The organism is Marivita sp., from assembly GCF_051859345.1.
Taxonomy (GTDB): Bacteria; Pseudomonadota; Alphaproteobacteria; order Rhodobacterales; family Rhodobacteraceae; genus Marivita.
In genome coordinates, this window is sequence record NZ_JBHYFV010000031.1 from 1 (window position 1) to 12,552 (window position 12,552).

The 12,552-nt window shown below is 57.3% G+C and carries 12 protein-coding genes; 6 read left to right on the plus strand and 6 right to left on the minus strand.

Annotated elements, in window-relative coordinates:
- Positions 1-121 precede the first annotated feature (121 nt).
- The 6 genes from ppsR to ACTIEN_RS16685 all read left to right on the plus strand — a co-directional run bounded on the left by ppsR (position 122) and on the right by ACTIEN_RS16685 (position 7,039).
- Positions 122-1,543 carry a transcriptional regulator PpsR gene (gene ppsR / locus ACTIEN_RS16660; protein ID WP_439524278.1) on the plus strand — a complete coding sequence of 474 codons (1,422 nt, stop codon included), beginning with the start codon at positions 122-124 and terminating at the stop codon, positions 1,541-1,543.
- Between the two features lie 92 nt (positions 1,544-1,635).
- Positions 1,636-2,541, plus strand: a complete 906-nt coding sequence (gene chlG, locus ACTIEN_RS16665) for a chlorophyll synthase ChlG (protein ID WP_439524279.1) — start codon at positions 1,636-1,638, stop codon at positions 2,539-2,541.
- Positions 2,541-3,821: a BCD family MFS transporter gene (locus ACTIEN_RS16670; protein WP_439524280.1), complete on the plus strand. Its 1,281-nt coding sequence runs from the start codon at positions 2,541-2,543 to the stop codon at positions 3,819-3,821. The genes chlG and ACTIEN_RS16670 overlap by 1 nt, the downstream gene beginning before the upstream one ends.
- A gap of 2 nt (positions 3,822-3,823) precedes the next feature.
- Positions 3,824-5,008: a geranylgeranyl diphosphate reductase gene (locus tag ACTIEN_RS16675; RefSeq protein WP_439524281.1), complete on the plus strand. Its 1,185-nt coding sequence runs from the start codon at positions 3,824-3,826 to the stop codon at positions 5,006-5,008.
- Positions 5,005-5,553, plus strand: a complete 549-nt coding sequence (idi, locus tag ACTIEN_RS16680; protein WP_439524282.1) for an isopentenyl-diphosphate Delta-isomerase — start codon at positions 5,005-5,007, stop codon at positions 5,551-5,553. Before ACTIEN_RS16675 ends, idi begins: the two co-directional genes overlap by 4 nt.
- Before the next feature lie 88 nt (positions 5,554-5,641).
- Entirely contained in the window at positions 5,642-7,039 is a 1,398-nt protein-coding gene (locus ACTIEN_RS16685; RefSeq protein WP_439524283.1) for a DUF4214 domain-containing protein, read from the plus strand.
- 3 nt (positions 7,040-7,042) lie between these two features.
- Here the strand turns inward: ACTIEN_RS16685 and dxs are convergent, their stop codons facing one another.
- From dxs to pufB, 6 genes are all read right to left on the minus strand, one after another.
- Positions 7,043-8,968, minus strand: a complete 1,926-nt coding sequence (gene dxs, locus ACTIEN_RS16690) for a 1-deoxy-D-xylulose-5-phosphate synthase (protein WP_439524284.1) — start codon at positions 8,966-8,968, stop codon at positions 7,043-7,045.
- A gap of 202 nt (positions 8,969-9,170) precedes the next feature.
- Positions 9,171-10,241, minus strand: a complete 1,071-nt coding sequence (pufC, locus tag ACTIEN_RS16695; protein ID WP_439524285.1) for a photosynthetic reaction center cytochrome PufC — start codon at positions 10,239-10,241, stop codon at positions 9,171-9,173.
- Positions 10,242-10,243: 2 nt separating this feature from the next.
- Positions 10,244-11,227, minus strand: coding sequence for a photosynthetic reaction center subunit M (gene pufM / locus ACTIEN_RS16700; protein WP_439524286.1), 984 nt, complete (start codon positions 11,225-11,227; stop codon positions 10,244-10,246).
- A gap of 2 nt (positions 11,228-11,229) precedes the next feature.
- On the minus strand, positions 11,230-12,072 hold the full coding sequence (pufL, locus tag ACTIEN_RS16705; protein WP_439524287.1) for a photosynthetic reaction center subunit L: 843 nt from the start codon (positions 12,070-12,072) through the stop codon (positions 11,230-11,232).
- 137 nt (positions 12,073-12,209) lie between these two features.
- Complete coding sequence (gene pufA, locus ACTIEN_RS16710) at positions 12,210-12,365, minus strand: light-harvesting antenna LH1, alpha subunit (protein ID WP_085627475.1); 156 nt, start codon at positions 12,363-12,365, stop codon at positions 12,210-12,212.
- Positions 12,366-12,379: 14 nt separating this feature from the next.
- Complete coding sequence (gene pufB / locus ACTIEN_RS16715; RefSeq protein WP_072778079.1) at positions 12,380-12,529, minus strand: light-harvesting antenna LH1, beta subunit; 150 nt, start codon at positions 12,527-12,529, stop codon at positions 12,380-12,382.
- Between the last annotated feature and the right edge of the window lie 23 nt (positions 12,530-12,552).

Genomic DNA, 12,552 nt, shown 5'->3' on the forward strand with positions numbered 1-12,552 from the left:
TATCACCAGCGGTCGAGAGAGGACCAAACCCTGAACAGAGCTAACTAATGAACGCGGACTCGATGGGGAGCAGGTCACTGTGCGAAAAGAACAAGTCCAGAAGCAGGTTTTTGATGCGGTGATGAACAGTAGTGGGTCCAGTTTCTGGAGCAGTGGTTCCGTTCCCCTGATCGATGCTGAAGTTCTGTCGAGTATCATTACGGTTGCGTCGGACATCGCGTTGGTTGTGTCAAGCGACGGAGAAGTTCTGTCCGTCATGATCAATCCGAACGAAACGTCTTTTGGAAAACTGAACCACTGGGAGGGTCGGCCCCTAACAGACTTCCTGACTCGCGAAAGCTGCCCCAAGGTCGAGGCGGTGATGCAGATCATGAAAAACGGCGAGATCCCGTCGCGCTCTCTGGAACTGAACCATTCCGACAATGCCGTCTGGGAATTTCCGATCCGCTACAGCTTTCACCCGTTTGGGTCAGACGGATCATTCCTGATGCTGGGGCGCGATTTGCGGCCTATTGCCGAAACGCAGCAGCAACTTGTTCAGGCACAGATGTCCCTGGAACAAGGTTACGAGGCGCGCCGCGAATTTGACGCGCGTTATCGCCTTTTGCTGCGCTCGGTCCGAGACTGCATCGTGTTCATCTCTGTCAAAGATGGAAAGATCAAGGATCTGAACGATCCGGCTGCGACGCTTTTGCAATCGACCCGCGAAGATCTGATCGGATCGTCTTTCGCGAAGGAATTCCGTGACAAACGTCCCGAGGAATTCACTGAAGCGTTGATCAATGCCTCAATGTCGGAAAACGGTGCCGGACTCGAGGTTCAATCCCGTCGCGGCCGTCAGCGGGTGATGATTTCGCCTCAGGTGTTCCGTGCCGCCGGAGAGCGTATCCTGATCTGTCGACTGACTACAGCCGAAGACAGCACGGCCCGGTTCGACAACCTCAGCAACAATTTGGCGTCGGTCTTTGAAAAAGGGTCAGACGCAATCATCTTCACGTCAGCGGCCGGCATCATCGAGTCATGCAACGATGCCTTCCTTGATCTCGTCGATGCCGCCCATGCCGCCGATATTCGCGGCCGTAGCTTTGCTGACTTTCTGGGGCGCGGTCAGATCGACATGAGCGTTCTGGTTGAAAACGCGCGCCGCACAGGTCAGATGCGGATGTATTCCACCAAACTTCTGAACGAATTCGGCGCGAAAACACCGGTTGAAATGGCGGTCACGTTTTTCGAGGATCGCAACGAACCCACACTGGGCTTCATCATCCGCGATATCAGTCGCGTCGATGCGATGCGCAAAGCCCCGCTTCAGACAAGCGAGGAATCCAGCCGCAACGTGATGGAGCTTGTTGGGTCTGCCACGTTAAAAGAAATCGTTTCGGAAACCACCGACGTGGTCGAAAAGATGTGTATCGAAACGGCGGTCAGCCTGACACGGAACAACCGTGTCGCTGCTGCCGAGATGCTCGGCCTGTCGCGCCAGAGTCTTTATGTGAAGCTTCGAAAGTACGGGCTTCTCAGCAAGGATGCTGACGGCGAGTGATGCTTTGCTCCATGGCAGAGCGCACTTTCGAATGACAATTCGTCCTGTCTGTTTCGCTTGATGTGAATCGATTTGTCGTGTTTAGTTTACACATGACTGTCAGCATAAGTTTACACCAAGATCGCTACCCTGCTCCTTCGGCCATGCTGGAGCTGATCAAACCTGTGACATGGTTCCCACCGATGTGGGCCTATGCATGTGGAGCCGTGGCCTCGGGTGTGGCCATTACAGAGAATCTCGGCCTCCTTTTCGTCGGGGTGATCCTTGCCGGGCCGGTGGTCTGTGGCATGAGCCAGGCCGCCAACGACTGGTGTGACCGGCATGTCGATGCCATCAACGAACCCAATCGTCCGATTCCTTCTGGGCGTATTCCGGGACGCTGGGGTCTGTGGATCGCACTGGCAATGTCAGTGCTGTCGCTTGCCTTGGGTGCCTTGCTGGGCACATGGGGTTTCATTGCGACCGTGGTCGGCGTGATCGCCGCATGGGCCTATTCCGTTGAACCTATCCGGCTCAAAAGATCGGGATGGTTCGGTCCGGGGTTGGTGGGGTTATCCTATGAATCCCTGCCCTGGTTCACGGGTGCAGCAGTTCTAAGCCAGACGTTGCCTTCCGGCCCGATCATACTGATTGCGCTGCTCTACGGGATCGGCGCGCATGGCATCATGACGTTAAACGATTTCAAAGCATTAGAGGGCGATGCCCAGATGGGTGTGAACTCCCTTCCCGTCACGCTTGGACCGGAAAAAGCGGCCAAGGTTGCGTGCGTCGTCATGATTGTTCCGCAGATCTTCGTGATCCTTGCGCTGGCGAAATGGGGGCAATCCACACATGCCGCCCTCGTCTTGCTGCTACTGCTTGGTCAGCTTTGGGCGATGTCCGTCATGCTCAAGGATCCCAAGGCCAAGGCGCCTTGGTACAATGCAACCGGCGTCCTGATGTATGTGTCGGGAATGATGGTGTCGGCCTTTGCCCTGCGCGCGGTAGGAGTCTTCTGATGACCTTGGGTTGGCTTGCCATCGTGCGGTTGGGTCTGGTGCAGATGGCTCTTGGGGCCATCGTTGTCCTGACAACCTCTACGTTGAACCGCTTGATGGTCGTCGAACTTGCGCTTCCCGCCGTACTGCCCGGGATGCTGGTCGGCTTGCACTACGGAATTCAGATCACGCGACCGAACTGGGGCTTCATCTCGGACAAGGGCGGCAATCGCACTCGCTGGATTCTGCGGGGCATGGTGATCTTGGCTGCTGGCGGCATCCTTGCTGCAGTGGGCGTCGTCGAGATGGAAGCGCACTATTGGTACGGATTGTCCATTTCGATTCTCGCATACGCCCTGATCGGCCTCGGAGCCGGGGCGGCGGGGACATCCGTTCTGGCGCTGCTGGCAACAGCCACAGCACCCCATCGTCGGGCGGCTGCTGCGACGATCACCTGGCTGATGATGATATTCGGCATCGCGATGACCGCAGGTGTGGTAGGTCAATTGCTTGATCCCTACACGCCCGCCGTCTTGATCCGCGTTGTATCCGGTGTCGCACTTGCGGCCTTTGCAATCACCGTTCTGGCCACCTGGCGCATCGAACGTGGTGTCGAAGCTGCACCGGAACCAGACCCGGTGCCTTTCCGCGAGGGGCTGGCCGAAGTTTGGGCCGAACCCAAGGCACGCCTGTTCACCATTTTCGTGTTTCTGTCGATGACCGCCTACTTCATGCAGGAACTCATCCTTGAACCCTACGCGGGTCTCGTCTTTGGATTTTCTCCCGGAGAAAGCACAACTTTGTCCGGCATCCAGAACGGCGGGGTCTTCCTTGGAATGCTGACCGTCGGCATCGCCGCCACGGCGCTGCGCTTTGGCTGCCTGCGCAATTGGGTCATTGGCGGATGCCTAGGATCCGCGGCCAGTCTGTGTGTGATTGCCATACTGGGCAGCTACGCCCTGCCCCAGACTTTGCTGCCTGCCGTGTTTGCCCTTGGGTTCTTCAACGGCGCGTTTGCGGTGGCTGCCATCGGGTCGATGATGGCACTGGCCGGTGAAGGCCGGGAAAAACGCGAAGGCACGCGAATGGGCCTATGGGGCGCGGCGCAAGCGATCGCAGCCGGTTTCGGTGGCCTGACCGGGGCTGCTGCCGCAGACGTGATGCGGACAGTGACCGCTGATGCACCGGCCTTCGGGGCCGTTTTTGTATTTGAAGCCGGGTTGTTCCTGTGCGCCGCCTTCATGGCCCTGCGCATCATGGAGGGCCGCCCCGCACAAGCCGAACTGATCGCAGGAGAGTGACCATGTATGATGTCGTAGTTGTGGGCGGCGGCCCTTCGGGTGCAACTGCAGCCGAAGACCTTGCCCGATCCGGGCACACAGTTGCGCTCTTGGATCGTGAAGGCCGCATCAAACCTTGTGGTGGGGCCATTCCGCCCCGACTGATGCAGGATTTCGACATCGGTGAAGAACAGCTTGTCGCCAAGGTGAACACGGCGCGGATGATTTCACCAACCGGGCGCCACGTCGACATTCCCATCGAGAACGGTTTCGTCGGGATGGTCGATCGCAAGGATTTCGACCCCTTCCTGCGCGCCCGTGCCGAAGCTGCAGGTGCCGTACGGTTCACGGGGACATTCGTACGGATCGACCGGGACAAGGCCGCCAAGAAACGCTGGGTGGTCTACCGCGACAAGGAAACCGGCGAAGAGAGCAGACTCGAGACGCGACTGATCATCGGTGCGGACGGTGCCAATTCGCGCGTCGCTCGCGATGAGATCCCCGGTGGTGACAAGGTCCCTTTGGTCTTTGCATATCACGAGATCATCGCCGCGCCCGAGAAGAACGACATTTATGACCCGATGCGCTGTGATGTGATCTACGATGGTGCGATCAGCCCGGATTTCTACGGCTGGGTGTTCCCGCATGGCGGCACCACATCGGTCGGCATGGGCACCTATATCCAAAGTGTGAACCTGAAAGAGGCCACCGCCGCGTTGCGTCAGGCTTCTGGACTTGCCGATTGCGAAACCCTTCGGAAAGAAGGCGCGCCAATTCCCCTGAAACCGTTACGTTTCTGGGATAACGCGCGTGACGTTGTCCTGGCTGGCGATGCCGCAGGTGTGGTTGCGCCCTCAAGTGGTGAAGGCATTTACTATGCCATGGTCTGTGGACGCGTTGCCGCAACGGCCTGCGCGGCAACATTGAAATCGGGTCGGATCACAGACCTGGCTTTGGCACGTCGCCTGTTCATGAAAGAGCACAAGACAGTGTTCCGCGTGCTTGGCCAAATGCAGGACGCCTATTACAAAAGCGACTCGCGCCGGGAACGGTTCGTGTCCCTGTGTCATGATGTCGATGTTCAAAAGCTGACATTTGAAGCGTATATGAACAAAAAGCTCGTGAAAGCACGGCCCATGGCGCATCTGAAGATCGGCTTCAAGAACGCGCGCCATCTTTTGGGTCTTGTGCGGGAGACGCATGTATGACCCAGACTCTTATCCCTGCATGGTGTGGTGACACCCTCAAACCTGTCGAAAAGCTTGATGCGCATATCCGTGGGCTCAAGCACAAGGCGATATCGGTTTTCGTTCTGCGCGGGGATGAAATCCTGATCCAGCGACGTGCGATGGGCAAATACCATACCCCTGGCCTATGGGCGAACACCTGCTGCACCCATCCCAACTGGAAGGAAAGCAGCCTGGATTGCGCCAACCGACGCCTGAAAGAAGAACTTGGGATCAGCGGTCTGTCGCTTGAATACCGGGACCGCGTGGAATACCGCGCCGATGTGGGTGGCGGCCTGATTGAACATGAAGTCGTGGATATCTTTGTGGCGAACGTCGAAACCGCCCCGACCCTGTCGCTCAATCCTGACGAAGTGATGGCGACTCGGTGGGTACGCTACGGCGATTTGATGCAAGACGTGGTTAAAGAGCCAAACCGCTTTACCCCCTGGTTACGCATTTACCTTGACACATACGCGCCACAAATCTTCGGAGATATGGCGGTTTCCTGCGTAAACCCGGCATAAAGCAGCTAATTTTAAACACATCAGTTCCTGTTTCTTGCCCGAATTCGTCCTTAGACCTTTATTTGGGGCTCGAACTGGGGAGTTTGGGATGTCTGCTGCCACCGCCAGTGATCTGGAACGGTACATGTTGGATCTCGTGAACGAGGAGCGCACAAGCCGTGGCTTGGACGCACTTGTGCTCGATAAGGTCTTGAACGCGTCTGCCGATGCGCATTCCGATTGGATGCTGAACAACAACGTGTTCAGCCATACCGGGATCGGTGGATCTACGCCTACCGAACGTATGACCGCGCAGGGCTTTGACCTGTCGGGGTCATGGCGCACCGCCGAGAACATCGCCGCTCAAAGCGAGCGTGGTGAAGAAGGGCTGTTCGACGACGTGTACGATCTGCACCTCGCGTTGATGAATAGCCCCGGCCACCGTGAAAACATCCTCATGCCGGATCTGGAAGTTGTCGGGATCGGTATCCAGACCGGAGCCTATTCCTACGATAGTGGCACCTATTATTCGGTCATGGTCACGCAGAACTTTGCGATGACGGGTGGACAGACAACGCCAGACATCCTGAGCCACGCAAACACCAACCCGGACAACACCAACACGCAACCCGATGTGTCAAACGTTCTGGTGGGAACGTCGACTGCCGAAAATCTGGTTGGAACCGATCAAAACGATACGATCACCGGATCAGGCGGCAATGACATTCTTTCAGGCGGGCAAGGCATTGATACCGCAGTCTACATGAATGACATGTCCAACTACGCGCTGACGATCAACAATGGGTCAATTGTCATTGAAGACCGCAGTGGTGGCGATGGAACAGACACGCTCAACAGCATCGAGAATCTGGACTTCGACGGGACCATTTTCGAGCTGAGCAAGTTCACCAATGTCAGCACGCTGACAGATGCGGACATGCTGGCGTTTTGCGAATTGTATGTGGCCTATTTCAACCGCGCGCCGGACGCGACAGGGCTGCTGTTCTGGGGCTCTGCGCTTGCCGATGGCATGTCCATGAACCAGATCGCGCGTCTGTTCTTTGACCAACCAGAGACACAGGCACTTTATGGCGCAACCGACGATGCGTCGGGTTTTGTCACTGCGGTCTATTCAAATATCCTTGGTCGCAATCCGGATGCGGCCGGATTTGGATATTGGGTCAATGTTCTGGAAAGTGGCGCTGTGGGCCGGGCCGAGTTCATTCTTGCGATGCTCGACGGGGCCAAAGCCGCCACTGGCAGCGCGATAGACGCGCAATACCTCGAGACGAAGGCGGAAATCGGTGCATATTATGCGGTGGTCAACGGGCTGAACAACGGTGCTGTGGCAAGCAACGCGATGCAGGCTTTTGATGGAAGCATCGCGTCTGTCATCGAGGCAAAAGACATTATCGACGATTTCGCTGCACTGACCGACACCGCACAAGGGTCGGAATTCACGATCAGTGTAACCGGCCTTCTTCAGGACGCTCTTGACTGGGTTTAACCCTCACGCACCTTTGGTGAGGGGAACCACCTTGCCATCGCTGCATGTGAGGGACACGGCCATCTTGTAAAGATCAAAGCGCGTCATCCCGGCATCTGCGTACATTTCGTCTGGCGACGCCTGATCAATAAAGCGGTCCGGCAGTGTTACTGTCCGAACCTTGATCCCACGGTCCAGTGCGCCGTGATCCGCAAGTTCGTGCAGAACCATCGCGCCAAAGCCACCGCGCGCGCCTTGTTCGACAGTGATCAATGCATCATGGGTTCTCGCAAGCTTCAGGATCAGGTCGATATCCAGCGGCTTGGCAAATCGGGCATCCGCTATCGTCACGCTGACACCGTCTTTTTCAAGCAGACGCGCGGCCGCTTCGACCTCGGCCAGATGGGCACCAAAACTGAGGAAGGCAACATCGCTGCCCTCTTGCAGGACACGGCCCTTGCCAATTTCAAGAACCTCACCCCGTTCCGGCATTTCGACACCGTTGCCGGACCCGCGCGGATAGCGGAACGCGATTGGGCCGCTGTCATGCGCAACAGCTGTTGCAACCATGTGCTTTAGCTCTGCCTCGTCTGCGGCCGCCATGACAGTCATGTTGGGCAACGCTGTGAGATATCCAACATCGAACGCACCGGCATGGGTTGCGCCATCAGCACCAACCAAACCGGCCCGGTCGATCGCGAAACGGACAGGAAGATTTTGTAAAGCCACATCATGCACAACCTGGTCAAAGCCACGTTGCAGGAAGGTCGAATAAATCGCACAGAACGGCTTGAGTCCGGATGCGGCCATTGCGGCGGCGAAGGTCACGGCATGCTGTTCGGCGATGCCGACATCGAACACCCGCGCCGGAAAGCGGTCTGCCAGAATGTCGATACCGGTGCCTCCGGGCATCGCAGCCGTGACACCTACGATGTTCGGATCGCGCGCCGCTTCTTCGGTAAGCGTGTCTCCGAACACTTTTGTATAGCTCGGCGCGTTGGGCTTGGATTTCGCCTGCGCGCCGGATTCGACGTCGAATTTGGACACGCCGTGGTATTTGTCGGCGCTGTTCTCGGCGTGGGCATAGCCCTTGCCCTTGACCGTACAGCAATGGATCAGAACAGGTCCGGTCGCCCGGGCGCGTGCTGCCCGCAAGACCGGAAGCAGTTGGCCCATGTCATGTCCGTTGATCGGGCCGATATATTCAAACCCAAGTTCTTCGAACAGGGTGCCTGACCCCTGAAGGTTTCCCGTCACCAACTGGCGTGCTCGCTTTGCGCTTTCACGCATCGGGGCGGGCAAAGCCGCCTCGAATCCTTCGGCGAGCGACTTCACTTTGGCAAGCGGATCGTTTGCATACATGCGGCTGAGATACGACGACATTGCACCAACCGGGGGGGCAATGCTCATTTCGTTGTCATTCAGGATCACGAACAGGCGGCGACCTTCGTGGCCGGCATTGTTCATCGCTTCATAAGCCATACCAGCGCTGATGGCGCCGTCGCCGATGACAGCAATCGCGTCACCCGTCGGACGACCCATGTCGCGACCAACGGCAAAGCCAAGCGCCGCCGAGATCGAGGTCGAGGAATGCGCCGCACCAAACGGGTCGTATTCGGACTCGCTGCGCTTGGTGAAGCCGGACAATCCGTCCTTTTGGCGCAGTGTCGACATACGATCGCGGCGACCTGTCAGAATTTTATGCGGATAGCACTGGTGCCCGACATCCCAGATCAACTTGTCCATCGGCGTGTTGAACACCGCGTGGATCGCTACCGCGAGCTCGACAACCCCAAGGCTGGAGCCAAGATGACCACCTGTTTGCGACACCGCCGATATGACTTCCGACCTGACCTCTTCCGCAACTTTGGTCAGTGTCGCATCATCCATGTTCCGCAGATCCGCAGGTCCAGCGACCCGGTCTAGATTGGGGGTATTGGGGTGTGTCATCTGACAGTCTCCTCGGGGACAGAGGGAAGATAGGCGTCACGTTTACAAGGGATATATCGAAACGTGACGCCAGTTCCTGTAGCCAACAGGAAGGGAACCGGGGTGTTGAGCCCCCGTATCCGGTTTTGCGATTTGGGAACCTTTCAAAACCGGATCTGGCGACCCAAGCGATATGTTCTACCGCTTGGGAAATTGGTAAGACCTACTCAGCCGTGAGCGCCAATTCAGGCCAATCGTCGATCACATTGAGACCTTGCATCGGCTGCTGATACCCCTTGTGACATGTCTTGCATGCCGCCTTCGGAGCGTCGGCAAAGACCGGGCCAAGACGTTCGGCAGGCAATAGCCCTTCAAGAGGCACCAGCCAGTCGTTGTTGATCTCTTGCACCATGCCGATGCCAAGCTGTTCGGTGGACCACTGGGGTGTCACCTGCTCGGGATCATAGAAGGCGCGGGAGTTGTGGCAGAACACGCAATTCACACCAAGAGAGTTGGAGACATAGTTCATCAGGCTGAACGTCCGTTCCGTGTCCTGCCAGGTCGGCACACCTTCCTCGTCGGGATATTCGGCGACATGCGGTTCAAGGTTGTGAACCCCGATGCGGCCATAATCCAACAGAAAGGTTTCAAGCGCATCAGACGGAAGTGACGTGTACTGACTTTGCACAGTCACCCGGTTCTGTACTGCTGCCCAGCCGCCCGCAGACTCGTTCACGTCTCCCAGGCGAAACCAGATCTCGCTTGGAACGGCTTCGCCGCGGTGGCAGGTATAGCAGGTCACACCCACAACGGCGTTGGATTGAACGTGGCCGATCCAGCCTTCGTTGATCGCCTGAACCATGCCCACCATCGTGTAGGCGACCTGGGTCTGGTAGTTCTCCGGATCTTCCATCAGATCGGGAATACCCGTCCAGGACCGCATCGCGACGATCAGCTGAGCGTAGTCTTCTTCCGAAATGTCGCCCAGCGCAGGCGGTACGTTCTGCAACGCTTCCGCACTGACGGCCGCGACATCCTCTTCGGTGATGTCGCCCCGGCCTAGATAGCCCGCGATGGACGGATCTGCCTCGCGAACCTGGTTGACGAATTCCGGCACCGACATGCCCGTGCCGCGTGGGCCGGTCTGAAGGCTCTCGGTCTTGAAGGGCTGGCCGACCACCACAAGGAACGCGGCGACTGTTACGGCCACACCAGCGGCACCTACAAGGATCGACGGACCGTAGATATTGGTCGGGTTTTCCCTGTTCCATTTATTGAACCACTTGGGAAACATGATCAGTTCTCCTGTCCAATAAAGGTTTGATAGGAACCGTAGGCTTCGTACCCGTATGAACCGTCATACATCGGAGCGAAGTGGTGCTCCTGTGCCCAGATGAACCAGTTGTCCACCACGGTTCCGGTCAGAAGGATGCCGATACCACCGGTGATCGGTGTCAGAACCGCAAACCACCAGGCCCAGCGGTGAATACCTTCCATCGTGGCGTTGAAGCCCATGGTCCAGCGCCAGAACAAGGCGGCCCGTTCGGTGGCCGTACCACGGTCGACGATCTGTTCCAGTTCGCGGTCGCCGCCGTAGCGGGTCACCGCCAGAATGGTCGCTCCGTGCATCGCAAAAAGCAGGACGGAGCCATAAAGGAACACGATGCTCAGGCAGTGAAACGGGTTGTAGTAGAGGTTGCCGTATCGGATCGAGAAAGCCGTGGTCCAGTCAAGGTGCGGGAAGATGCCGTAAGGCACCGCTTCTGACCATGACCCCATGAGGATCGGACGGAACAGCCCCAGCACGAGGAACAACCAGATCGCCGAACCAAAAGCCCAGAAGATGTGTTTGCCCATCTTGTGTTCCATGGCCAGCAGGTAGGTTCGCGCCCACCAACTCATCACCGAGACCAGCAAGAAGAAGCTTGCAATGATGTACCATCCGCCATCATTCAACGGCGGAATTTTGAGCCCGTATTCCGGGCTGGGCGGCTCAAGAGCAAGCCAGAAAAGCTGTCGGATGAATTCGGGGATCGACCAGCCGACCTGCGCCAGCATGTTGAGTCCAATGATGTTAAGCGCAAGGATACCTGTCGCAAGTGACACCATCCCGGTCCAACCCAGCCAGATCGGGCCAAGCTGCGCGTTGCCGATCCATCCGACCAGGGTCGAGAAGCCGGGTTTGCCCATCCTCTCGCGACCAGAGCTTTCGGTTTCAAGACCCCATTCCGGGGTGCCCTGCACCTGGACCTGTGTGAAAATGTTCTGATATTCAGCCATGATTACATTCCCACCACATTGGAGCCCCAGATGGGCATTTCGAGCCACCAGTTCCACCACTCGGGCCAGCCTTTGGTCCAGACCGGGCCAGAGATGATGATACAGATCGCGGACCAGAAACCGGCGTTCAGCGCGAGAAGCAAACCAACGCGGTGGATGCCCAAAGTGCCGACCGAATAACCGATGAAGTCGCGGAAGAACGTGTCTTCGTGATCCGGTGTCTTCATTTCCTCGCCCTTTTCAGGGTTCGCTGCCGACAGGATCAGACCGCCATGCAAAGCCAGCGCAAAAGTTGTCGTGAAGAAGAACGTCACAGCAAGCATATGAGCCGGGTTGTAATGGAAATGCAGGTAGGCATATCCGGTGTTCGACACCCAATCGAGGTGGCTGAAGATACCGTAGGGAAAGCCGTAGCCCCAAGCGCCCATCAGAAGCGGGCGGAAGATCACCAAGGTCACATATGCGAAGATCGCAAAGCTGAAGGCGAACGGGACATGATAGCCGATCCCAAGCTTGCGACATATCTCAACTTCGCGCAGCGCCCAGCTACAGAATGCGCCAACCGCGCAGATCGTGATGATCTGCCAGAGGCCGCCTTCCATCAGCGGTGCCATGCCCAGACCATAACTCAGGTCAGGCGGCGCGATGTTGATGAGCCATGGATTGAATGTGCCTTGATCAGCCGCGCCCCAAAGGATGAGGATCGTGCCAAGCAGAGCGAAAAAGGCGGTCGTGACTCCGAAGAAGCCTACATAGAAAGGCCCAACCCAGAAGTCGAACAGATCGCCGCCGATCAGCGTCCCTCCGCGGACGCGGTACTTTTTTTCGAAGCTGAGCAGCGCCATCTTCTTTATCTCCGCGTTTGCCGGCATGACCAAATCGAGGCGTAGCCGTCATGTTTCATATTGGTTTTGCCGCGGGCGGGGTGATCGTCGATGCCGCCCGCAGCGATTTCATGCGCTCTTTCGAGCAAGCTGTTGGTTCACATTCCAGCCGCGGCTGCGGTCTCGAACCAGTTGATGCCGTTGGACAGCACCACCAGGTGAATCATTGCAGCAAGCAGGAACAGGAAGACGCCCTGCGCGACAAACACGCGACGGGGATCAAAGATGAGCCAGATCTTGTAGAACTTTGCCATGTTTCAATCCTTCCTTAGAACCACGGGCGCCAGATGAAGGTTGCCAAGTGTGCAACCACTGCAACCGCCGAGAACAGCCAAAGGCCGCTCATGTAGACGGAATGCAGTTCCTGGGCCTGCTCGTCAGTTAAACCTGTGAATGACAGGTCGGTATTATCAGCCATGAACTATTCCTCCGGAACGTTAT

Bases quoted from the DNA above. Each gene is read 5' to 3' on its own strand.
- ppsR (WP_439524278.1), top strand. From the start codon at position 122: ATGAACAGTAGTGGGTCCAGTTTCTGGAGCAGTGGTTCCGTTCCCCTG.
- chlG (WP_439524279.1), top strand. From the start codon at position 1,636: ATGACTGTCAGCATAAGTTTACACCAAGATCGCTACCCTGCTCCTTCG.
- ACTIEN_RS16670 (WP_439524280.1), top strand. From the start codon at position 2,541: ATGACCTTGGGTTGGCTTGCCATCGTGCGGTTGGGTCTGGTGCAGATG.
- ACTIEN_RS16675 (WP_439524281.1), top strand. From the start codon at position 3,824: ATGTATGATGTCGTAGTTGTGGGCGGCGGCCCTTCGGGTGCAACTGCA.
- idi (WP_439524282.1), top strand. From the start codon at position 5,005: ATGACCCAGACTCTTATCCCTGCATGGTGTGGTGACACCCTCAAACCT.
- ACTIEN_RS16685 (WP_439524283.1), top strand. From the start codon at position 5,642: ATGTCTGCTGCCACCGCCAGTGATCTGGAACGGTACATGTTGGATCTC.
- dxs (WP_439524284.1), bottom strand. From the start codon at position 8,968: ATGACACACCCCAATACCCCCAATCTAGACCGGGTCGCTGGACCTGCG.
- pufC (WP_439524285.1), bottom strand. From the start codon at position 10,241: ATGTTTCCCAAGTGGTTCAATAAATGGAACAGGGAAAACCCGACCAAT.
- pufM (WP_439524286.1), bottom strand. From the start codon at position 11,227: ATGGCTGAATATCAGAACATTTTCACACAGGTCCAGGTGCAGGGCACC.
- pufL (WP_439524287.1), bottom strand. From the start codon at position 12,072: ATGGCGCTGCTCAGCTTCGAAAAAAAGTACCGCGTCCGCGGAGGGACG.
- pufA (WP_085627475.1), bottom strand. From the start codon at position 12,365: ATGGCAAAGTTCTACAAGATCTGGCTCATCTTTGATCCCCGTCGCGTG.
- pufB (WP_072778079.1), bottom strand. From the start codon at position 12,529: ATGGCTGATAATACCGACCTGTCATTCACAGGTTTAACTGACGAGCAG.